Genomic DNA, 20,609 nt, shown 5'->3' on the forward strand with positions numbered 1-20,609 from the left:
TTTAACTTCAATAACCGCTTTACGAGTTTTCTTTTTGAAGAAACCTAACATGTGTTTTTCCCTATATGTTATGTGCTTAAACAAATTGTTTTCGTATACAAATAAACATTAAGGCAGCAAAGAGAGCCTCCAAGGCTTCAACCCCTACGCCCATTAACAGAACCCGAGAACAGAGCCGATCGGTGGGACAAAAATCCCCACAACACGAGCGATCGTCATACCTGAGTGAAGAAATAAATCACCGTGTAGTGCCAGCTTAACGATGTTTGAGATCCAGCCACCCACCGCCAAAAGCAGAATGGCTATCCAAATGAATGACCAGTTTTTGAGTAAGAAGATCACGCCATCACCTCAGTCGCAGCAGGAGGAAGATCCGGAGTCGCAGGACGAACTTGAGGAATCGAATCCAACCGCATCCCATCCAGAGTGGCAGACCGGGGCATGGTGGTGATGCTGGTTGTGCTTTCCGTGACTGGTGCCGGCGTCTGCTGCGAAACCGTTTTGCATGAGTCCGGCATCAGCAACGCCTGAGTCGACGGTATTGCTACGGCTGCCAGACAAATCGTGATCAGCCCGTAGGCCATTGGAAGTAGTCTTTTTCGTTGAAATTGATCCATCTGAGCTCTCCATGCGCGTTTGATTGGCTCGCACGCCCCAGGTGTCTCGCAGGATTTTTGCGGTTCGGGCCTTCATCACTTCCCCCATTGCCACACGAGCCCCCAGGTTAGAGATGGCCACCGCATGGTCATCCAGACGATGCTCCATTTGACCTACTTTCTCTTCCAGTTCGGACAGGCGTGCAGACACACGGCCGGAGAATAACTCCGCCAGGATGAGTCGTAGCGAACGGGGGTGTTTCTTAAGAGAAGAGGAAGGCGTTTGATGTGCCATTTGAAATCCTTTCAATGTCAGAAAGAGTTGCGGCTGGAATGTCCAGCCGCCGTTTTTTTGCGTTCCATCCTTGGAACCGTGCCTAACCAGCACGTTGTCATCCTGACGATGGGTAAGATACATGATACAAAATTATAGGTAAATACTTACTTATCATTTTGTACCAAAAAACCAGCATCTTTTTTGTGTGGAGTATCCGCTGCCGCATATGCTGCGATCTTGGCCAGCCTGTCGCATATTTCGTTTTCTCGATGCCCGGCGTGGCCCTTTACCCAGTTCCACCTGACATTGTGGCGACTGGCGGCTAAATCGAGTCGTTTCCAGAGGTCGACATTCTTAACAGGCTTCTTGTCAGCAGTGATCCAACCATTAAGTTTCCACCCCTTCATCCAGAGGGTCATACCATTTTTGAGATACTGGCTATCTGAGTGCAGGATCACGTTGCAGGAGAATTTTAGGCGTTCCAAAGCTATCAGGGCGCCCATCATCTCCATGCGATTGTTTGTGGTGCTGTGGAAGCCCTCAGAAAGCTCGCGCTCTTCGCCTCGATACTGGAGAACGATGCCGTAACCGCCAGGCCCGCCCGGATTTTTGAGGCAAGAGCCATCACTGAATACTTTTACGGTTTTGAGCTGGGGATTGAACTCGACTACGGGGGTTTTGAAGTTGGTACGGGATTGCTGGTGGGTTTGGTATCTGGCTTTGGACTTCGTGCGGCAGCCAGTATGTTGCCGGGCTGGGGTCTTGGTCGTCATTTTGGCTCCAGAATCGCGCGCCGCGACGATTTTTTTTTTCCCTCGCGCGTGCGCGCACACGTGCGTGTAAATATTAAAATTTTAGAAAAGAAAACTTACTTCCCAGAACAGGTTTTATTAAAACCTGAACTGAGCGAACGAAGTGAGCGAAGTTCACCTCGAACGAAGTGAGAGGTTGTCTTTTCAGGTAATACTCTCCCAGGGAGGTGAGTAAAAAATCCTCACCAACCTGGTCGTTTCATAACCTGAAAAGTTATGACCTAAGTCTACTGCCAGCTTAGGCTTGGGAAGTTATGGATGACAGCACCCCAGAACCGAGATCTTCCCACACTTTATGAAGGGGAGTACTGGATTCAACCTCTCGAAACACTCCAGACTCGACAATCATAAAGTGACCCTTCTCTCTGCTCACTTTGGTTCCCCCTTCCCCAACCCCTAAACGGTGCCGGTTCTACGCTGGTAGTGAGCTTTTTTAAACCTGACGCCAGTGACGCTACCCCCCACCCATCAGATCGAGATTTCGATTCAGGTCGAAATCGACATCATTCTACAACCACTATGATACATTGCAAACGGTAACTACTTACTTACTTTTTTGACTGATCATTTTGTCTACCATGAAGCTGAACTTGCAGAGCAAAAACCTCGTTGATTAGCTCGCCAAGGAGCTGCTCAATCAGGTCTTTGTGTTCGCCAGTGTGCAAACATTTCAGTGACCACTCGTAAAGACTGAATGCCTTTTCACGATCCTTCATGAGTTCGCGAGCGTTAGCCAAAAAATCGCTCTCAACGAGCGCTACGACGTTCGTCGGGTATACCATGATAGTTTTCCTTACTGTGGTTCATAAAATCGATTCTAGAGCGTCTGAAGAGGGGTTCCAGTGGGTTCTGGAGGTGTAAAACGGTCTGGGAGTTGTTTGGAAATCACGTCTTAAAAAGCCTGCGTCTGTATATATTAATAATTAGTACTTAGTTATTTATATATACGGAAGCAGGTTCTCAAACTAACTCCCAGACTGGTGTTTACGCTGCCTTTTTACGTGGTCTCTTCTTCCTGACAACATTGGCAGGATCATAACCACCCAGCTTTTTCATCACCGCCAGCGGTATCTTGCTGATGGTGTGCCCAGCTTCCTGACAGTAGCCACGGAAGATAAGCAACATGCTGCCACCAGGGTTGATGTTTACCTCCACCAGCCCAAGTTCAACATCCGGCTCAACGAACGCCACGCGGCCGCCAGACAAGATGACGGTTTCGTTGGCGCATTCAGCCGCACGCTCGTACCACTGCGTATCGAGGGATTGTGGTATCAACATGACCGTCGTCACTCCACGCGACTGCTCGCGGATGGCTGCGTCTATCCAGGGGGTGATTTTGGAGTAGGGCGGGTTAAGGAACGCCACAGTGCCAGGATCACCCCAGCTGGACTTAAGAGCATCTCGTTCCACACCGATATAGCTCGGAAGAAGCGCGTTTTCTTTGTTACAGGCGACATCAACATCAAACGTAATGCCGAGATATCGCTGAATGGCGACAAACAACCATTTCGGTGTGCGCCAAAGATCTCGAAGAGAGGCATCTCGCTCTCGCTTTTTGATTTTTTCGGCTGCTATCATTTTACAATCCAATAGGTAAGTATTTACCTATTTTTTCATGTCATCTTACGAATGGCAAATAAAGAAAAAACACGCCAGATTGCTTAACGGGAGACGCTCTGGCGTGTTTTTTACTGTTGGGGCATACGAATAACTGTCCAACGCTCTAAAACTATCAGGGGGCTTCAGAGCGCGAAACGGATCGTCAGCCAATGGAATACTCCGCGATAAATTTCCTTACGATCGGGGACTCTTCATTAAGAAGCAATCTTCCACCATCCCTCGTAGCGATTCCCGTGACAGGGAAAACAGCCATCATCTGGCCAGCCTGAGTCGACGCGGTGCTGAGTGGATATGGCTTTTCCGGATAGCTCATTAACGCCAGCTTAATGCTATTGCTGCTTGCCTCTTTTGTGTCAATAAGATGCCGCAATGCAATCACCGTGTAGATGCTGATATCCGGTCCGCCATTGAACCAATTTAGCAGGTTAGAGATCTTGTCTTTTGCCTTAACCGGCGCCGAATTCAGAGCTTCGATGAAGACCTCACGTTTCAGACCAGCCGCAGCATAAAAATCATCGCCCTTATCGTTCAGGCTGAATCGAGGCTTGGGTGCTGCGCGCTCTTTTTTCGCCGCCTTCGACTCTTTTGGCTGAGCCGCAACTGACGATTCTTTGGCGTGTTTCTCCTTTTTTTCATCAGTCTGAGGTTTATCACCCTGTGTCGAGTCGATCTCAGGAAGAGTGGAGATCGACTCGACTTGAGGTATCTCAACATCAACCACCTTCAGCGACTCATGTTCGTTTTCCAACTCTTCAAACACACAGGTGAGATCGCCGCCGTCTTTCGCTTCCATTACAGTTTCAGCAACAGCCGGCACCTGCACGATCGTCTCATCGTTAAGATCTGCCAGCAGGTCGTCTATTTCGTCTCCTACAACGGCCTCCGAAGCCAGTTTTTCAGGCTCATCGAGCAGTTGCAGCATGGCGGTCAGCTCATCCAGATCATCTTTTTTGACTGTATTGTTGAGGTTGCTCATGTCTCTCTCCTTTACGTTGTGTGAGAGTTTATACGTTTTTGGGTTGAGAGCATTTTGTCAAAACCTATTAGGTGGAAAAGAAGTAAATACAGGCAGTTGGGATAATGAGAGGGGCGAAAGCGCCGTCAGGCGCTTTCGAATGGGAGCTTATAGAAGCCGTATTTTTCCCGTGCTTTGAAAAAGCAGTGCATCATCAGATCGGTATCATAGAGCGCGCTGTGCGCCTTAGCCTTGTCATAGACAAAACCCAATGAGAAGGCGAGTTCCTCCAGTCGCGGCCGTTTGCCGTCTTCTGTCGCCCATAATCCGGATAACATAGTGTCCACAAGAGGCAGCTCTGGGAGAGTGACGCCGTACTCTGCAAATTCATGGCGAATAAAGGGGAGGTCGAACGCTTCACCATTGTGAGCAACCAAAACGCTTGCATCGCTAATATAGCGAGCGATTTTACCGGCATGTTCAGACAATAGTGGCTCTGCGGAAAGATCTTCCAGCGAAATGCCATGCACTGCCTGGGCTTTTGGATCGATACTCCGCCGCGGGTTAAAACGCATCGCCAGACTATCGATGTGCTTCTGGGTCTCCAGCTCATAGCGGGTAATGGCTATTTCAATAATCTTGTGGTTAGCCCTAAAGTCCAACCCTGTAGATTCAATATCAAGCCCAGCAACAATAGTTGTCATAACTACTCCTTACAGCTTTTTGGCACCTTTAAGCAGTGCGCTACGCACGAATTGAGCTGCTTTTTTGATGGTCTCCTCCTGCGATTCGCACTCTACCGGCGCACGCCACTCACCAGTGGTGACGTTGAGAATGCGAATTTCATTGGTATCCAGACAAATCGACACATACAGAACAGTGCCGGCAGCCATTTTGATATGTATGGGGAAGATAGGTCGCTTGCCGCGTTCGCTGAACTGGGACATTGCCACATTCAGAACCTCTCCCACATCATCGCCTACCAATCCCTGAACGGACTCAAAAACAGCTCTGATAGCCAGCCTGGCCTCTCGTTCTGTCATCAGCGATCGGGACTGCTCGTCTGCGATGCGTGTTAGCGCCTCTATCGTTTTACGATCTAACTCATCAGCCAGAGATATTTCGCCTAACATTCTGTTTTCCTGAAACTATTTTTGGTGACGTTATTCTGGCATTCCTTCACAGGGGAACAAGAATCAGTGGAAGGTGACGCGATTTGAGATACGGCTCTCTATACGTTCCACATGGCGGTCGATTACTCGCATGATCGAGCGTGCTCTTGCGTCAACGGAAATGCAGGTTCCCGACAGGACGAAAACCTGCAGATCTCCGGATTTGGCCAGAGAGTTAATTTTTGTCAGCTCGCCACACATCAACGAGTCGATACGAGCGACATAAAGGCGATCAAGCGAACCTCTCTGGGCACGTTCATAATCTTGTGCTCTCAAATTCACGCCCGGGCGCAGCCCCGCAATGGCATTAAAATTGGACAACGCGGTCTTGTGGCAAAAACGCTCAATTTCCAGCACCAGATCAATACATCGTTGGTCATTGGTCTGGCCGACCAAATCGAGCGTATAAGCCATCACATCAGCAGGCGTACGGTCTATTACAAAGCCTTCCGCTCCGCGTGTTACCAGCTCAATATGGCGGGCAACTTCCATCTGCACCTGCAGACGCTCAAAGAGCGGCATTGGATCGCCTACGTTGACTCCAAGCCTTGTCATCAGTGCGCCGACGCCAGCATCCACATACGGAATCCCGTAATGCTCGTCGATAAACTTTGCCAGGGTTGTTTTTCCACTGCCCTGAGCGCCAGTGATCCCAATTCGGTAATCCATTACCACCTTCTGTAAACAATCTGTTGGAAGCCTGGCTCATCCTCCGTTACCCGTTGTGTATGAGCCGTTAACACAGGAAAGAAGCCGAGATTACGCATCATTTGCCGCGGAAAATGAGCATCACTGTCAGGAGCGTCTACGCCCATATGCGATAACCAGAGTTCCTCGACGTGAGGCAGAAACAGAGAATAGATCTGCGCACCGCCGATAACCCAAACGGGACCATCAAGCTGCATTACATCGTCCATAGTGGCAGGGTAAAAACCATTGGGCATGAACCCAGATGAGCGCGTCAGAACGACGTTGTGGCGCTCCGGAAGCGGGCGCTTAAGACTTTCCATTGTCTTTCTGCCCATGACGACTGTGGCGTTTGTGGTGAGCTCCCTGAACAGTTTTAACTCTGAGGGGCAGCGCCAGGGGAGTTCGTTTCCTCTACCGATCTCATAATTGCGACCGACAGCTGCAATCATCTTCACTGAGATACCTCATACAATACCGGGCGCTGGTGGAAACCAGACAGAGCGGCTCGTAGGCGTGACGAACTCACCAGTGCCGCGATCATCAGATCATCTTTATGCGCGGCAAGCGTGCGCTTTATATGGGTTTCGTAATTGACTCCACCTGGTGCAAGGTGCAGCCAGTCATAATCAATGCCGAAATCTCTCAGCCATTTCTTGGTTGCGCTTTCGAGCGCTTCCGGACGGTGGCTGATAAGCACCACTTCAGCACCAGAGCGAGCAAAGCCACGCAACATGCGGCTTGTGGGAAATATGAGCTCATCACCTGCAACGAGAGTGTCTGCGTTTTCATCAGCAGCGGCTTTACGATGGCCGGCTCTCGCCAGCACATCTTCAATTTCACATAACACATACATGCCTCTGGCCATATCACACCGCCACTGGAGCCTTAATCCATGGAAGTGGTTCGTAGCCGAAGATCTGCACGCCGTCCCATTTGAAGTCATCCAGCTCTTCCCATTCGTGCGGGAAGACGACGATGGGGTCGGACGACTCCGGATGTTCGCGAGCCAGTAGCTCTTCAACCTGCTCCAAGTGGTTGTTGTAAATGTGAACATCAAAGCCGAAATGGACGAAGGCGCCAGCCATGTGACCCGTAATCTTCGCAATGAACTGCGTGAGGATGCCGTAACCGGCAATATTGAATGGCATACCAAGGAAAGTATCGACACTCCGCTGCACCAGGCAGGAGTTCAGGATACGTTTAGGGATACCAAGCTCATCCAGCATTGGCTCAGAGATACTGCCTCGCTGCTCTATCAGGCAAAGCATCTGTGTATAGATCGATTCATAGCCATGCCGGTTATGCTGGATGCCAATGTCGGTGGCCATAGACAAACGGGTCTGGAAATCGAGCTCACGACTCCATACGGACAACACAAAGTGGCAAGGTGGAAGCTTCATGTCCTCCAGCTCACCAACATTCCAGGCATTAAGCAGTATGCGGCGATCGGTCGGGTCGTTGCGCAACTGATCAACCATACGTTGTAACTGATCGATTTCACGGGTGATAACGACGCGGTCTTCATTCAGCCCAATGTAACCTTCAACGCGATAACCACGTTCCAGGAAGATGTCCTCCTTAAGGCGATACTCGCTGTAAGGGACAATTCTGGTGTCCTCCCATCGACGCCACTGCTTGCCATATACAGGCCCTAAATCGCCATTATCGTCGGCCCAAGCATCCCAGATCTTCACACCATGCTCTTTAAGGAACCCAATGTTGCCTGAACCTTGTAAATACCATTCAAGCTCAACCAGTAGCGGTTTCAGGTTTACCTGTTTTGAAGAAATGAGCGGAACAGCCCCGCCGGTAAGCATGTAGTAGGAAGGCACATAAGAAACGCCAAGCGTACCGGTGCCGGTGCGATCTTCGGAAGGAACGCCGGTATCAACAACGGTCTGAATGACACGGCCATAAGAGCTAGAAGCCAGCTGACCGTTACTGAATTCTCGATTAAGTAAAAAAGACAAGATGACCTCAAATAATAAGTAAGTACATACCTATCATTTTAAACACAGAGAAGACATCCAGGCTAGAAATTAAGTAAAAAAATGGTGGCCACGGGGCCACCAACGCTCAACTTTATCGAAAATAAAGATTGATAAGGATAGAAATGGACAATAGATCACACGTCCATTTCAATATATATTGATAAGTTAGTACTTACAAGCTGTTTTTAACCACTTCATACAGCGAAGATGCCTGTGCTTGCTCAAGGAAACGAGACAGATCGACATCGCTATATGTCGGCGATTTAAGGATTTTTCCATCAGACAGGCGATAGCCGATCATCATGTCAGTGCCGTCAGCATGGCGGAATCCGAGATCATTCTTATCATATTTACAGCTCTCAACGGCAAGACGACGCGCTTCAGCATCCGCCGGCCACAGCTTTGTCATATTAGAACGGTGGATCTCCGCCACCAGCTCCACGACGTCGACGCCAAGGAATTCAGCCAGGCGATACACCATCATGCACGCCACATAGATTTTGTTCATCACGCGGCGCAGATCCTGAATCAGCTCAGCATCACCTACCTTGTTATGTTCAAGTTTATCGGCCAGCGCGGCCAACATAAGCGCAGCTTCTTCTGCTTCATTGAAGGGGATGGCCATATCGTCGAAGACGGTATTTCCAGGCACCATAATGGTATGAATAAAGCGATCGACGCTTTGCTCCTGAGTGTAGTAGCTCATGCCAGTTGATAGCCCACCTTTGATGGCTACCATCGTCCCGACACCCACATACAGGAAGTCAGCCATTGCATCCAGCAATCCCTGCATATCCCCTTTTTTCGCTGCAGGCAGCCCTTCTTCTACCGCCTCTTCATGGATCAGCTTAGCGCGCAGGCGCAGCAGCTCCGGAGTGGGCATTACACGACGCGGGTGCTGAAACAGCTCGTGGAACTGGTCAACCATCTTGTAAATACTCTCTGTCGCTTCTCCAAAACCGGGGTTCAGCTCATATGGCTCTGGTTTGAAGCCCACCAGCTTATCGGTGGCCAGCTTGAGATGGTCGGTCAGTTTCGTTAATTTCATGCTTTATCTTTCCTTAGTGCTTTTTTTCGCGTTCATTGTGGCCCAGAGCGACCAGGCCACAAAATCTTTATCCAGGCTTACAAATCGGCAAACTGGCTTAGGCCAGCGCGATCAACAGCGGAGTCAATCTGGCCAACGAGATAAGTGCTTTGCTCAGCTTCCTGCGGTGCAATCTGCAAGGTGTCGGACAACAGCCATTTGTTCATCCACACCAGCGGGTCATCTTTTATCTCCGGGTACAGTGGTTTCAGGCCAAGACGGCGCATCGCAAGATTGGTTCGGTATTTAACATAGCTTTTCAGGATATCTGCGTTTAAGCCAATCATTGAGCCGTCTTTAAACAGGTAATCTGCCCAGCGCATTTCCTGTTCGGCAACGTCCATCATGGTCTGATAGATGAATGGTTCCTCATCCGCAGCGATCTGGGCCCATAGCAAGCCTTCGCGGCCTGTACGCATAAACCGGAGCATTCGTTCTGTGCCTTCGCAATGAAGCGCCTCATCGCGCGCAATGAAACGCATGATTTTGGTGTTGCCCTCAAGTAATTTCCTTTCTCCAAAAGCAAACGTACAGGCGAAGCTAACGTAAAAACGAATGGCCTCCAGCGCGTTGATGGATACTAAAGTACGGAACAGCTGGCGCTGGAGAGGGTAGGGCTTTCCGTCAAATTCGGAGACGTAGAGCCGTTCGAATTCATCTTCTCCCAGATGCTGGCGCGCGCAGGTCATCTCATAAAGCTTGTCGTACTCTGTAGAGATACTGATAGCCCGGCTGATAATTTCCTCGTCGGTCACAATGCCATCGAAGACAATGCTCGGATCATCCACCATACCGCGAATAATGTGGGTGTAGCTGCGGCTGTGAATGGTTTCAGAGAACGACCATGTTTCCACCCACGTTTCGAGCTCTGGAATTGAAATAAGCGGCAGCAGCGTTGCGTTTGGGCTGCGTCCCTGAACGGAATCCAGCAGAGTCTGGTAACGGAGGTTGCTCAGGAAAATGTGCCGCTCATGCTCTTGCAGCTTAGTATTGAAATCGATGCGATCGGTGGTTATGTCGACTTCTTCCGGGCGCCAGAAGAAGGAGAGCTGTTTTTCGATCAGCTTTTCGAAATCGCGGTACTTCTGCTGATCGTAGCGCGCAACGTTGACAGACTGCCCGAGGAACATAGGCTCTTTGGTTGCGTCGTTAGCGCCCAAACGGAAAGTGGAGTAACTCATGTGTTTCCCTTTGAATGTTATCGGTATTATTAAACAATTTGATTAGATGCACTTCTAAACAAATTATTATCTTATTGGTTAAAATGAGGCATTCAATGAAGTGAAAGGTGGGGATATCTCCCCACGCTTATTAGATTTTGCATGCGCCATCGCACTCATCTTCTGGCTCAACCAACGCAACAGAGGCCAGATCATCGTCTTCACGCTTACCGGCACCATCTCGTGTGTTGTGGTAATAAAGCGTCTTCACGCCTTGCTGATAAGCGAAGAGCAGATCTTCAAGCAACTTCATCATTGGAACCTTGTCGCCCGGGAAGCGAGTAGGGTCATAGTTGGTGTTGGCTGAAATAGCCTGGTCAAAGAACTTCTGAATGATCGCAACTTTGGTCAGATAGCCGCGGTTATCCGGCATATCCCAAAGGTACTCGTACTGATCTTTCAGCTCAGCAAAGTCCGGAACCACCATTTTCACAATGCCGTCTTTGGATGATTTCACGGAAACAGGACCACGCGGCGGTTCGATACCATTTGTGGAGTTGGTGATTTGGCTGGACGTTTCGCACGGCATCTGAGCTGTCAGGGTAGAGTTACGCAGACCATATTCGCGTATGCGGTCGCGCAGCTCTTCCCAAGGCATTTTCAGCTCAAAGGACGTATCAGGGTTAGCGTCAAGCGACTTGCGGTAATGGTCAATCGGCAGCTGTCCCTGGGCATATTTAGTTTGGGAAAACCAATCACAGGCACCTTTGGCTTCCGCCAGCCGGCAACTTGCATCAAGCAGGTAATACTGGATCGCTTCAAACGTTTCATGCACCAGCTGGTTGCCGGCCGGATCAGAGTAGTTAAATCCGTTCTTCGCCAGATAGTACGCAAGATTGGTAACGCCGACGCCCAAACTACGACGTGCTTTTGCCGGAATTTCCGCTGCGGCCATCGGGTAATCCTGATAGTCGAGTAGGGAATCGAGCGCAGCCACCGCATAGAATGCAACCTCTTTCAGCGTGTCCAGTGAGCGTAATGCCCCCAGATTAAACGCAGACAGTGTGCAAAGGGCGATCTCACCATCGGGGTCATCGGTAAACGCCAGCGGTTTAGTTGGCAGCGTAATCTCCATGCATAAGTTTGACTGGTGAACTGGAGCGACTTTCGGATCGAAGGCGCCGTGTTCGTTCATGTGGTCAACGTTCGCAATATACACGCGGCCGGTAGAGGCTCGTTCCTGCATCAGGGTTGAGAACAGATCAACAGCGGGAACGGATTTCTTGCGAATGCTCTCATCAGCTTCATATTGCAGGTACAGCGCTTCGAATTTGTCCTGATCAACAAAGAAAGCATCATAGAGCCCCGGTACATCATGCGGGCTGAACAGCGTAATATTCTCGTTGCGTACCAGGCGGCGATACATCAGGCGGTTGATCATTACGCCATAGTCCAGATGACGAACACGGTTCTCCTCGATGCCGCGGTTATTCTTCAATACCAGCAGACTTTCAACTTCCAAATGCCAAATAGGGTAGAAAGCCGTCGCTGCGCCCCCTCGAACGCCACCCTGCGAGCATGATTTCACAGCGGTCTGGAAGTGTTTCAGAAAGGGGATTACGCCAGTGTGGGTGGCTTCTCCATTGCGGATCTCACTCCCCAATGCACGCAGTCGGCCAAAACCAATTCCAATGCCAGCACGACGCGACACGTAATCGATAATGGCAGAGGACGCAGCGCTGATCCCTTTCAAACTGTCTTCGGACTCAATCAGAACGCAGCTGGAGAACTGGCGCGTCGGGGTACGGACGCCGGCCATGATTGGGGTGGGCAGAGACAATTTGAATGTACTGGTGACGTCATAGAACCCCTTCACCATTTCCAGACGTGTTTTGCCGGCACAACCATCTTCCCAATTCTGGAAAAGACACATACCCACCAGCATATACAGCTGCTGCGGGGCTTCGTAAATTTCGCCAGTGACTCGGTTCTGGACGAGGTACTTACTCGCCAGCTGAACAGTTGCGGCATAACCAAAGAGTTCGTCACGCATGGGTTTGATATACACGCCAAGTTCTGCGATCTCTTCGCGGGAGTAAAACTTAAGCAAATCCTCATCGTAAACGCCGCGGCTGACGTTGCTGACGATATGATGATAGAAACTTGGGTAAGCGAATTCGCCGAAGGCATCTTTGCGAATTTTGAACATGTTCAGACGTGCTGCGACCTGGGAGTAGTTCGGAGTTTCAGGCGAAATCAGATCTGCAGCCGACTTAACCAATGCCTCATGAAGCTGCGAAGTTGTCATGCCGTCAAAAATGCTCGCGGCGGCGCCCATGGCTACGGCAGAGGCGCTTACGTTACGTATACCTTCTACCCCCCACATCACGACGCGGTTGTACTTCTCTTCGGATAGCGGCTCTGTGGAGCCATTACGTTTGACAATCCTTATCATGTATCACCCATCAAAAAAGGCCACTAAATGTAGTGGCCTATAGTATTAAATAAGTACTTACCTATCAATTGAGGATTATAAAATCCCTTTAAGAACGTCGCGGACTTGTCGGAACTGGTCTGTCTGCATTCCAGAATATATCGAAGCTATGGCATCAGCCAGGTGCTCATTCTTGGCAACTAGTACATCTTTCCCCGCTTGTTTCCGACGCAACCAAGGGGCATCAGGCTGTTTTGTAACCGCCCACTGGATGATCTCTTCTTTAGATGTGGTCAGTTTATTCCCGACGTAGTGCTTAATTTCATTTGGCGTAACCTGGATAAGTGGCTTATCAACGCAAGCAAGAACGCCGATACACACACCGTAAGAAGTCTGCGCGCGAGAGCTTTGACTACCCACCGGTAGCTCACAAAACACCATATGGGCCTGTTCAATGATTGGCCTGGCGGTGCGCCAGATTTCTTTAGCCCGGCGCAGATCATCGCTGTTTACTCTGACAGTTTTCTTCGTTCCGCCGGCTTTGGTTTCAACCAGTTCAAGACCATGGATTTCAAGTTTGTCTGTATCCAGATCCAGCGTACCAATGGCCAGCCCGAAGTTGCTCATTGAAGGGTCGACGCCAACTACTTTGATCACTTTACTCATAGAGTTTCCTTACCATGTTGCCCATACCGGGCATTCCATTAATTTCTCTTCCAGGGTTTTAACTGGAGACTTGCGAACGGGCTCTGGAATGCTGCTCACCACGTGTATGCTGTCACTGGTCAGCACACCATTTTCTATGTCTGCGTCGATCATGCTCTGCCCGATGAAGTAGGACATGATATCTATCAGCTTACGCGCAACCATCCTGTTAGAACGAAGTACATAGGGGACAGAGAACTCAACCATTGCCTTATCACCATCTTCAGTCTCAAAGCTTAATTCGCCTCTTTCTGGAAATCTCCCATGTGAATCGCAATTGAAATTGATGCCAGCAAATGCCTTGCCTGGCATTGCAACCTGCCCCGCACGTGCATTTGCCAGTCGAGTCAGGTTAGTAAACGCACTGCTGGTATGCGCCTCTATTGCCCCGTACAGCACATCATCTTCGATAACCATCGCAGATGATTCCGGGATCACCAAGAACCCAGGCCCAGAGTGTGGAAGATAGCCACCTTTCGAAAATGGGTTGATCAGAATGGGCGCATTGCTCTCTGGCGGCATCGATTTCAGGCTTGGCATTAACGGGGTCTTGAAAAGCAGATCTATCAGAGCCGTAAATTGCTCCGTCTCAATATTGAGATTTTGCCAACCTACACCAGGAGCCACCCTAGCAGCGGTATAACTGTTAATCAGTCTGAATGACTGCATCACAGCAAACATTTGCAAAAACTGCGTGCGGCTTAGGTTAAACGACATAGCTGCGACCCTCTTTCACTTCCACGGTGGTGGTTTCCCGGAACCATGACTTCATTTCTTTGTGAGAAATGATCATCACCGTGCCGCGCTCGCGCGCTTTTGCTTCCAGAATACCCATCAGACGCTCCAGCCCGGCAGTATCCAGCGCATCGTCAATTTCATCACCGATAAACAGCTCGATGTTCTTGCTCGCGCGGCTGGCCACCAGATCCTGCAGAGCCAGGGAGCACGCAATGCGCACTTTGCGTTTTTCGCCACCTGACAATGTCTGGAAGGTTTTGCTGGCGCCGATCTTGCGCACGCTGATATTGAACTTATCGCGCCACTCGCCCTTCTTGGTTGATTCCATCGTTGACCATTCCGCCACAATGTTTCCGTCCGACAGTGTATTGAGATATTCCGCTGTCTGGGCATTCAGGAAAGGCGTCACGGAGGTCAGGATATGCGAGCGAACGCCGGCAGGAGAGTAGACCTGGCGCGCTTTATCAAGCAGCAGAGCCTGCTCCTGTATATTCTTTAACTCAGTTTTAAGTACACCATAGTTAGATTTATTGGCAGCCAGGCTTTCGTTCATGGCGTTTGATGACAGCCAGAAATGGGTTAGTTTCTTTGGTAATGCGATCTACTTCGCTCCGCGCCCGGGCAACCAAAGCTTCTACAGCCACGACTTCTTTTTCCCGATGACGAAGCGTTCCCAGCTCTTTAGTCAGTTGTTCGATTCGGGAAATAATGGCAGACACATCTGGTGTACTGGCGACAAGTGATGATTCGATTTTGAGCGCCTTCTCAAGATGCTCTTGGTATTTAGCCACTGACGTTGCAGATGCCTGCGCTTGGCTGATCTCACTGCGCGCCTGTTCAACAAAACTCTCCTTCACGGTGGACAGATCTTCAACGCAATAAGCCTTGCCACAGGTAGGGCACGGCTCACCGACTTTGGTATTTACTTCTTCCGCTTTCACCTTGAATGCGCGAGCACGTTGCATCGCTTCCTTCTGGATGTTTTCAGTAATGCGGATGCTGGCACGTATATCAGTGATCGCTCCACGAACCTTAACCAGCTTGGCGTCATGTTCTTCTTTGGACGCAAGTTTTTCCCGCTCTTTACCGATGGCATTTTCAGTATCGCGGATCTGCTCTGGCAGACTGCGCAACTCCATTTCGACCTCAGTGAGCGTGACTTCCGCCCCAACCAGATCGGCACGGGCGACATCAAGCCGTTCGCTGCGGTCTCGCTCCCAGGCTTCAGAAGAGGTTTTGGCAGACTCCAGCTCATTCTGGGCCGATTCGACCAGAGACAAGCAGGCGTCCATCTTGGTTTTAGTGGTCTCCATGCGTGCGGCAGCTGCGTTGGCTCGTTCGCGAGCAATCGCGTAGGCTTTGGTGAGACGATCGACGCCGGCAGCCTCTTCTACGATGGTTTTGAGGTTTTTATCCGACATGCCAGGCAAATCAGGCATCGCCTCCTGACTGGCATAGATCGATGCCATAAATACTTCTTTTGACGCACCGATCAGTCGCTCTACAAACTCCTGGGTGAGCGAATCTTTACCCTTTGTCATGTCGCCGTCTTCGCCACGGACAATAAGCCGGTTTTTAAATTCCTTATGCTTGCGGTGACGGATAATGGCGTAGCGTTTACCTTCGTCTTCAATGGTGACTTTTACTCGACAGTTCTTCTCATGGCCCGTAGAGAGAACGTCGTCACCTTTAACGCCATGGGATGTCTCGCCATAAATACACCACATCAAACTATTCATGAGGGTTGATTTGCCAGCGCCATTGCTGGCGGCCGATGAGTCCCCGGCATTAACACCCTGGATGAGCACCAGCCCACGCTGATCAAGCTCGACCTTGGCGTTTGCCAGCGCCATGAAGTTTTCCACTTCGAGCGTTAAAAATTTCATGCTTTGCCTCGAATTGCTTTAGTCAATTTCTGCCCTTTGCGAAGGCGGTATTCCGTATGTGCCGGGAAGGAGTTGCGTGACAAGAGGCCACGTTTCGTTAGTTGACCAAGGTAAAACGCCTGTGGGTTTCCTTCTGGCGGATAGGGCTTCTGGAATAAAACGGGCTCCCCGCTTTCAAGCCGTTTAATCATCTGGATGAAATCCCAGAAATTATTGTGGGAGGAAGTCACTACACCGCCTCCGCACTTTCCGCTTCGGTGAGGATCTCCTGACACAAGGCATTCAGTTTGGTTAGGTCAAATCCACCGTCTGTGTCATGAACGATTTTGCAGTAAGCAGAAACAGACTCGCCAAGGCTGTCGATTTTGCTGGTCTCTGAGGTACTGGCGGTACCCTCCATCATTGAGCCCTTGCGAATGAAGTTGCATACAACACCTTTCGCTCCCATGGATTTCAGGACGTTCTGCAACTTGATGCCTTCCTCATCGTTTTCGACGACGGCCCGGAAGCGCACGTAATTGCCGTGTATCTGCCTGTCATCCACATCGTCTTCCAGGTTTACGAATTTCGGCGCCGAGGTTTCGAAATGACTGAACGAGCCGTCTGGGTTCACAATCATGTAGCCCGCCAGCGAACCTACGTCCCCCCAGTTTTGGTGCGTCAGCGCGCCGACACTGATAACGCCGGGGATCACCTCCTTGTGGTTGTGGTAATGGCCGGACAGTACCAGGCGAAAGCCTATATCTTTCAGCTCCTGCGCATCGATGCCAACATCAGGCATTGTGGGGATAGCTTTGTTGATGGCGGTATGAATCACGACGTCGTGCAGATCCCCGTCAAGCCGCGCACGAAGTGCTTTCAGGTCGCTAATTAACTCGGCGTGGTTGTTTCGCCAGCTCACCATATGGACGGTGACGTCACCCAATTCGATGCTGTGTGGCTTACGACCGCAGACGATCTGTACACCAATCGACTTTAGCGCTGCAGCGGCGTTAGCGCTGTAGACAGAGTCGTTCGTTTCGAGGTCATGGTTGCCAGCCAGCATCGCAACGCTGAGCCCCAGATCTTTGACGATCCACTCATAGGCATCGGAGACGTAGTTGAGTACGGTAGGGGATACGGTTCCGCGGACGTGGAATGTGTCGCCGGCCACCAGCATGTGGGTGCAGCCCGCTTTTTTCATAGCGATGGCCGCTTCTTTTGTAGCCTCCAACTGAATAGCCAGCCGAGAGTTGAGACCATCTGCATCGGTCGTCGAGAATGAATCCCATTTGTGATAATGGGGATCGGAGATCACCCCATATGGCAACGTCATGTGTATTTTCCTTTGTGGTTATTTTGATATAGATTCTAAGCATGTAAAACAGGCCATAAACCAAGTAAACACGGCAAATCAGAAAATCTACAGGTGGAATATTATGGCAAAATAGATAAGTAAGTACATACCTATCATTATAAATTAGAGCGAGTCACTTGAGTAAGATCTAAGCTACTAGCATGGCCTTGCTGTGAGCTCGACTCCATAAGTACAAGGTGAAAATGCATGATGATTTATGTGAGAGGAGTCTGCTATGAGTGAGGAGCAAATCTCATCGAAAGATTGGATTTCACCTTCGATTCAGTTATCCGAGAACCACATGAATTAAAATATATAATGTTCCGTTACAACCTATTGATTTTGCATTGGCCGCTAGTAGAAGGCCATTTCTGGTCAGCTATAAGGGAAAAGTATGCTGGAAAGTACTCCTGTACCCATAAGTCGACATCGGCCAGTCACGAGGAAATGGATATCATCAGCCAGGAAAGACTAAATTTAAAAGCCCACGTTAGCGTTGGCTTTTTGATCCAAACCCCGTAACGACAAAAGTTGTAAATTATAAAATTGCTGAGACAACATCGGACAAGTATATTCTCCTACAGCAGCCGGGCGGGTGCGCCGGTAAAAAATCTCATCAAGGTTATCCTCCATGAACGTTATGTATTATTCGATCGCAGGGGCTATCGCTTTTGTGACCATTTTAACGGCCCTAATTGTTAACGCGAAAAAACTGAAAACAGCTAGGGCTGATTCTGCCGATAAGGCAGCACAATTGGCGCGTTATGCCGCCATTATTGATGCCGAAGATGAAGCGGCGCGCATCGTGGCTCAAGCGAAGACGGAAGCAGCCAACATCATTTCGGTAAGCGAAACAGATGCGAAGTTTGTTAGAGACTTAGCCAATGCGGTCTTAGGAGATGCCCGAACGGCTGCTGAAAAACTCAGTAATGTAGACTCAGCAAACCGTTGCCAAGCAGCTCGCAGAAAAAGATGAAATTGAACAACAGATCCAAACTTTGCGCGCTTCTTACGCCGATAAGAAAATCACGTATGACGAACTGGAGTCTGCGCTCTCTATCTACAAAGAGGATATGGATTTTGCAGAAATGGGCTTCTACGCGCCACATTTCGATTTCGATACATCGGAACTTTTCCAGGCATCTATCCGTAACAATCGACAACAGCAGAAAGATTTGCTTCGTAACAAGACCACTTTTGGGGCCATCTACTGCACCACAGAATGGACGGTAAGTGGTTCAAAGGCCGAAGGGAATAAAATGACAACGCGAGGTATCAACCTGACGGCTAGAGCCTTTAACAGTGAATGCGATGCAGCCATTGCCAACGTAACATTCAAAAACATCAACACCATGGAATCGCGCATTTACAAAGCTTTTGATGTATTGAATAAACTCAATGAAGTTAACCAAATCTACATTAATCATGCCTTCTTGGATCTTAAGCTGACCGAGCTGCGTTTAACTTATGAATACCGAGCCAAAAAGCAGGAAGAAAAAGAAGAACAACGTGAAATCCGCGCCCAGATGGCCGAGGAACGCAAAGCCCAGTTAGAGATTGAGCGCGCTATTCGTGAAGCTGAAGAAGAAGAACGCCGCGCCCAGAAGGCCCTAGATAAAGCTCGGAAAGAAATGAATGAAAAACTGGCGAAAATGACCGCCGCTCAGGCCGAAAAGTATCAGGAGAAAATCGATTCCTTGCAAGAAGCGCTTACCGAAGCTGAGTTGAAAGGATTAAAAGCACTTAGCATGGCGCAACAGACCAAGCGGGGCCACGTTTACGTTATTTCCAACATCGGCTCTTTTGGTGAAAATGTCTTTAAGATTGGTATGACACGCCGCCTTGATCCTCAAGACCGAGTCGACGAGCTGGGCAGTGCATCTGTGCCGTTCCTGTTTGATGTTCATGCTATGATCTTCAGTGAAGATGCTCCGGCATTGGAATATGCCCTACACCAACATTTCGCTGAAAACCGCACTAATCTGATCAACAGACGTAAAGAATTCTTTAACGTTAGTTTGGAAGACATCAAAGCAGCCGTGTTTGATGTGGCAGGTGATGATGTGGACTTCATTGAGACGGCAACCGCACAGCACTATCATGAAACAGTGGCAATGCGAAAACAAAAAGCTGATGCCCTTACGATGCCCGTAAAAGTTGAGAAACAGCCACGTTTTGCAGAAGCTCTCTAATCCCCGGAACGACAAAACCGCCTTTTTGGTGGTTTTGTCGATTTTCATAGCTTTTAGAAGGTACGCCTAGAGCTGTCGATTTAGAGAGTTCGTACTTAATGGCTAACTTGCTGGTATCTGCAATGTCGGCTCATTGAACAGAACAAACAAGCTTTGGTGTGAGAGTTCCTAGCTCGAATTCATGCATTAGAAAGGGCATATCAGCTAGAGTAATCTCTCTTGAGTAAAAATCGTCCATATATCTCCCCCTTGGCTTCTCAGATGCATTCTAAGCTACGCTATTTTGTATTCGCGTAAAGACCCCTTTTTTCGTTTAGGGTTCGTCAGAGAGCTTCTGACGCGCATTTACGATGCTAAACACTTCTGCTTTTGGCCGAGGGTCGACTAAATCGAGTTCTTCTTCGCTGTGATACTCGATATCAAAGTCCCGTTTGATGTGTCTGATGTAAATCGCAGTGAGCAGGCTGTCTTCTTTCAGGAAGTGGCCATAGGATCTGCGGATCACTTCACCAACTTTTTCGATCTTCTCTCCGCCCATACAGAGGTGATTGAATCGACTGTGCTTTCTCAGCATCTCATCAACTGGCCCAGAGTAAACCTTATCCACGACACCGAATCGAAGGATCTTCGCAGTATCAGCTTCAACCAGGCAGATAATCTTCCCCTCGGTCAATCTGTCACGCCAGGTAACGCCTGAACGCATAGTGTTGAAGTAGGGGGTATCCAGACCGATGATCGGTTTTCGAAATGCCAGCAGCGGTACGTATCTGGCACAGCTGTTCAGGTGGAAGTTAACGCCGGCGTCACGCAACTTGAGTCGGGTCTCGTTGATGTTGCACTTCGAGGCTATGCCACACAGGCTGCAGAGAACCTTCTCGTTGCTCAGTGTGGAGTTTGATTCTATGGTGTAGGTTCCGTCTTCCAGACGGCGTACCCAACGTGTGCGTTTTAAGTCCAT

General features: G+C 49.5%; 25 protein-coding genes and 1 other annotated feature. Of the genes, 3 read left to right on the forward strand and 22 right to left on the reverse strand.

The features are described 5' to 3' along the window. Positions 1 to 351: 351 nt before the first annotated feature. The 20 genes from KPHS_p101170 to KPHS_p101360 form a co-directional block, all read right to left on the reverse strand. Positions 352 to 1,014: a hypothetical protein gene (locus KPHS_p101170; RefSeq protein ID YP_005220924.1), complete on the reverse strand. Its 663-nt coding sequence runs from the start codon at positions 1,012 to 1,014 to the stop codon at positions 352 to 354. A gap of 23 nt (positions 1,015 to 1,037) precedes the next feature. Continuing rightward, positions 1,038 to 1,706: a putative ribonuclease H gene (locus KPHS_p101180; RefSeq protein YP_005220925.1), complete on the reverse strand. Its 669-nt coding sequence runs from the start codon at positions 1,704 to 1,706 to the stop codon at positions 1,038 to 1,040. Between the two features lie 527 nt (positions 1,707 to 2,233). Next, positions 2,234 to 2,467 (reverse strand): hypothetical protein, encoded by a 234-nt coding sequence (locus KPHS_p101190; protein ID YP_005220926.1) that lies wholly within the window; start codon positions 2,465 to 2,467, stop codon positions 2,234 to 2,236. 202 nt (positions 2,468 to 2,669) lie between these two features. Then, positions 2,670 to 3,263 carry a hypothetical protein gene (locus KPHS_p101200; RefSeq protein ID YP_005220927.1) on the reverse strand — a complete coding sequence of 198 codons (594 nt, stop codon included), beginning with the start codon at positions 3,261 to 3,263 and terminating at the stop codon, positions 2,670 to 2,672. A 184-nt stretch (positions 3,264 to 3,447) separates the two neighbouring features. After that, positions 3,448 to 4,281 carry a hypothetical protein gene (locus KPHS_p101210; protein ID YP_005220928.1) on the reverse strand — a complete coding sequence of 278 codons (834 nt, stop codon included), beginning with the start codon at positions 4,279 to 4,281 and terminating at the stop codon, positions 3,448 to 3,450. A gap of 125 nt (positions 4,282 to 4,406) precedes the next feature. Then, positions 4,407 to 4,964, reverse strand: a complete 558-nt coding sequence (locus tag KPHS_p101220; RefSeq protein YP_005220929.1) for a hypothetical protein — start codon at positions 4,962 to 4,964, stop codon at positions 4,407 to 4,409. A gap of 9 nt (positions 4,965 to 4,973) precedes the next feature. Further along, positions 4,974 to 5,393 carry a hypothetical protein gene (locus KPHS_p101230; RefSeq protein YP_005220930.1) on the reverse strand — a complete coding sequence of 140 codons (420 nt, stop codon included), beginning with the start codon at positions 5,391 to 5,393 and terminating at the stop codon, positions 4,974 to 4,976. 63 nt (positions 5,394 to 5,456) lie between these two features. Then, positions 5,457 to 6,101 carry a hypothetical protein gene (locus KPHS_p101240; protein YP_005220931.1) on the reverse strand — a complete coding sequence of 215 codons (645 nt, stop codon included), beginning with the start codon at positions 6,099 to 6,101 and terminating at the stop codon, positions 5,457 to 5,459. After that, positions 6,101 to 6,571 (reverse strand): putative dihydrofolate reductase, encoded by a 471-nt coding sequence (locus KPHS_p101250; protein YP_005220932.1) that lies wholly within the window; start codon positions 6,569 to 6,571, stop codon positions 6,101 to 6,103. Before KPHS_p101250 ends, KPHS_p101240 begins: the two co-directional genes overlap by 1 nt. A gap of 2 nt (positions 6,572 to 6,573) precedes the next feature. Then, positions 6,574 to 6,969 carry a hypothetical protein gene (locus KPHS_p101260; RefSeq protein YP_005220933.1) on the reverse strand — a complete coding sequence of 132 codons (396 nt, stop codon included), beginning with the start codon at positions 6,967 to 6,969 and terminating at the stop codon, positions 6,574 to 6,576. A 19-nt stretch (positions 6,970 to 6,988) separates the two neighbouring features. Continuing rightward, the gene (locus tag KPHS_p101270) at positions 6,989 to 8,092 is read right to left on the reverse strand and encodes a putative thymidylate synthase (RefSeq protein ID YP_005220934.1); all 1,104 of its coding nucleotides are present in this window, start codon (positions 8,090 to 8,092) and stop codon (positions 6,989 to 6,991) included. A gap of 193 nt (positions 8,093 to 8,285) precedes the next feature. Then, a complete protein-coding gene (locus tag KPHS_p101280) occupies positions 8,286 to 9,161 on the reverse strand; it encodes a hypothetical protein (protein ID YP_005220935.1) in 876 nt (291 codons plus the stop codon). Between the two features lie 77 nt (positions 9,162 to 9,238). Then, entirely contained in the window at positions 9,239 to 10,381 is a 1,143-nt protein-coding gene (locus tag KPHS_p101290; RefSeq protein YP_005220936.1) for a ribonucleotide-diphosphate reductase subunit beta, read from the reverse strand. Positions 10,382 to 10,511: 130 nt separating this feature from the next. Continuing rightward, on the reverse strand, positions 10,512 to 12,815 hold the full coding sequence (locus tag KPHS_p101300) for a ribonucleotide-diphosphate reductase subunit alpha (protein ID YP_005220937.1): 2,304 nt from the start codon (positions 12,813 to 12,815) through the stop codon (positions 10,512 to 10,514). A gap of 75 nt (positions 12,816 to 12,890) precedes the next feature. Then, positions 12,891 to 13,460 carry a hypothetical protein gene (locus KPHS_p101310; protein YP_005220938.1) on the reverse strand — a complete coding sequence of 190 codons (570 nt, stop codon included), beginning with the start codon at positions 13,458 to 13,460 and terminating at the stop codon, positions 12,891 to 12,893. Positions 13,461 to 13,469: 9 nt separating this feature from the next. Continuing rightward, positions 13,470 to 14,180: a hypothetical protein gene (locus KPHS_p101320; protein YP_005220939.1), complete on the reverse strand. Its 711-nt coding sequence runs from the start codon at positions 14,178 to 14,180 to the stop codon at positions 13,470 to 13,472. Between the two features lie 25 nt (positions 14,181 to 14,205). Continuing rightward, positions 14,206 to 14,790 carry a RecF/RecN/SMC domain protein gene (locus KPHS_p101330; protein YP_005220940.1) on the reverse strand — a complete coding sequence of 195 codons (585 nt, stop codon included), beginning with the start codon at positions 14,788 to 14,790 and terminating at the stop codon, positions 14,206 to 14,208. Further along, positions 14,206 to 16,123, reverse strand: a sequence feature (potential frameshift: common BLAST hit: gi|294502029|ref|YP_003565766.1| putative exonuclease subunit 2). It overlaps the preceding gene by 585 nt. Beyond that, positions 14,765 to 16,123: a putative exonuclease gene (locus tag KPHS_p101340; RefSeq protein ID YP_005220941.1), complete on the reverse strand. Its 1,359-nt coding sequence runs from the start codon at positions 16,121 to 16,123 to the stop codon at positions 14,765 to 14,767. It overlaps the preceding feature by 1,359 nt. The genes KPHS_p101330 and KPHS_p101340 overlap by 26 nt, the downstream gene beginning before the upstream one ends. Continuing rightward, on the reverse strand, positions 16,120 to 16,353 hold the full coding sequence (locus KPHS_p101350; protein ID YP_005220942.1) for a hypothetical protein: 234 nt from the start codon (positions 16,351 to 16,353) through the stop codon (positions 16,120 to 16,122). Before KPHS_p101350 ends, KPHS_p101340 begins: the two co-directional genes overlap by 4 nt. After that, the gene (locus KPHS_p101360) at positions 16,353 to 17,438 is read right to left on the reverse strand and encodes a putative exonuclease subunit 1 (RefSeq protein ID YP_005220943.1); all 1,086 of its coding nucleotides are present in this window, start codon (positions 17,436 to 17,438) and stop codon (positions 16,353 to 16,355) included. Before KPHS_p101360 ends, KPHS_p101350 begins: the two co-directional genes overlap by 1 nt. Here KPHS_p101360 and KPHS_p101370 point away from each other — a divergent pair. Next, positions 17,437 to 17,553 carry a hypothetical protein gene (locus KPHS_p101370; RefSeq protein YP_005220944.1) on the forward strand — a complete coding sequence of 39 codons (117 nt, stop codon included), beginning with the start codon at positions 17,437 to 17,439 and terminating at the stop codon, positions 17,551 to 17,553. The genes KPHS_p101360 and KPHS_p101370 overlap by 2 nt on opposite strands. Before the next feature lie 383 nt (positions 17,554 to 17,936). Here KPHS_p101370 and KPHS_p101380 read toward each other — a convergent pair whose 3' ends face one another. Then, complete coding sequence (locus KPHS_p101380) at positions 17,937 to 18,092, reverse strand: hypothetical protein (protein ID YP_005220945.1); 156 nt, start codon at positions 18,090 to 18,092, stop codon at positions 17,937 to 17,939. On the opposite strand from KPHS_p101380, the gene KPHS_p101390 reads away from it, so the two are divergent. Both KPHS_p101390 and KPHS_p101400 read left to right on the forward strand, forming a co-directional pair. Continuing rightward, entirely contained in the window at positions 18,091 to 18,435 is a 345-nt protein-coding gene (locus KPHS_p101390) for a hypothetical protein (RefSeq protein ID YP_005220946.1), read from the forward strand. The genes KPHS_p101380 and KPHS_p101390 overlap by 2 nt on opposite strands. Before the next feature lie 22 nt (positions 18,436 to 18,457). Next, the gene (locus tag KPHS_p101400; RefSeq protein ID YP_005220947.1) at positions 18,458 to 19,651 is read left to right on the forward strand and encodes a Chromosome segregation ATPase; all 1,194 of its coding nucleotides are present in this window, start codon (positions 18,458 to 18,460) and stop codon (positions 19,649 to 19,651) included. Positions 19,652 to 19,964: 313 nt separating this feature from the next. Here the strand turns inward: KPHS_p101400 and KPHS_p101410 are convergent, their stop codons facing one another. After that, on the reverse strand, positions 19,965 to 20,609 hold the full coding sequence (locus tag KPHS_p101410; protein YP_005220948.1) for a hypothetical protein: 645 nt from the start codon (positions 20,607 to 20,609) through the stop codon (positions 19,965 to 19,967).

The organism is Klebsiella pneumoniae subsp. pneumoniae HS11286, assembly GCF_000240185.1.
GTDB classification, from domain to species: Bacteria; Pseudomonadota; Gammaproteobacteria; order Enterobacterales; family Enterobacteriaceae; genus Klebsiella; species Klebsiella pneumoniae.

Coding starts and splice junctions, on each gene's coding strand:
- KPHS_p101170 (YP_005220924.1), bottom strand. CDS start 1,014: ATGTATCTTACCCATCGTCAGGATGACAACGTGCTGGTTAGGCACGGT.
- KPHS_p101190 (YP_005220926.1), bottom strand. CDS start 2,467: ATGGTATACCCGACGAACGTCGTAGCGCTCGTTGAGAGCGATTTTTTG.
- KPHS_p101200 (YP_005220927.1), bottom strand. CDS start 3,263: ATGATAGCAGCCGAAAAAATCAAAAAGCGAGAGCGAGATGCCTCTCTT.
- KPHS_p101210 (YP_005220928.1), bottom strand. CDS start 4,281: ATGAGCAACCTCAACAATACAGTCAAAAAAGATGATCTGGATGAGCTG.
- KPHS_p101220 (YP_005220929.1), bottom strand. CDS start 4,964: ATGACAACTATTGTTGCTGGGCTTGATATTGAATCTACAGGGTTGGAC.
- KPHS_p101230 (YP_005220930.1), bottom strand. CDS start 5,393: ATGTTAGGCGAAATATCTCTGGCTGATGAGTTAGATCGTAAAACGATA.
- KPHS_p101240 (YP_005220931.1), bottom strand. CDS start 6,101: ATGGATTACCGAATTGGGATCACTGGCGCTCAGGGCAGTGGAAAAACA.
- KPHS_p101250 (YP_005220932.1), bottom strand. CDS start 6,571: ATGATTGCAGCTGTCGGTCGCAATTATGAGATCGGTAGAGGAAACGAA.
- KPHS_p101280 (YP_005220935.1), bottom strand. CDS start 9,161: ATGAAATTAACGAAACTGACCGACCATCTCAAGCTGGCCACCGATAAG.
- KPHS_p101290 (YP_005220936.1), bottom strand. CDS start 10,381: ATGAGTTACTCCACTTTCCGTTTGGGCGCTAACGACGCAACCAAAGAG.
- KPHS_p101300 (YP_005220937.1), bottom strand. CDS start 12,815: ATGATAAGGATTGTCAAACGTAATGGCTCCACAGAGCCGCTATCCGAA.
- KPHS_p101310 (YP_005220938.1), bottom strand. CDS start 13,460: ATGAGTAAAGTGATCAAAGTAGTTGGCGTCGACCCTTCAATGAGCAAC.
- KPHS_p101320 (YP_005220939.1), bottom strand. CDS start 14,180: ATGTTTGCTGTGATGCAGTCATTCAGACTGATTAACAGTTATACCGCT.
- KPHS_p101330 (YP_005220940.1), bottom strand. CDS start 14,790: ATGAACGAAAGCCTGGCTGCCAATAAATCTAACTATGGTGTACTTAAA.
- KPHS_p101340 (YP_005220941.1), bottom strand. CDS start 16,123: ATGAAATTTTTAACGCTCGAAGTGGAAAACTTCATGGCGCTGGCAAAC.
- KPHS_p101370 (YP_005220944.1), top strand. CDS start 17,437: ATGTGTATTTTCCTTTGTGGTTATTTTGATATAGATTCTAAGCATGTA.
- KPHS_p101360 (YP_005220943.1), bottom strand. CDS start 17,438: ATGACGTTGCCATATGGGGTGATCTCCGATCCCCATTATCACAAATGG.
- KPHS_p101390 (YP_005220946.1), top strand. CDS start 18,091: ATGAACGTTATGTATTATTCGATCGCAGGGGCTATCGCTTTTGTGACC.
- KPHS_p101380 (YP_005220945.1), bottom strand. CDS start 18,092: ATGGAGGATAACCTTGATGAGATTTTTTACCGGCGCACCCGCCCGGCT.
- KPHS_p101410 (YP_005220948.1), bottom strand. CDS start 20,609: ATGGACTTAAAACGCACACGTTGGGTACGCCGTCTGGAAGACGGAACC.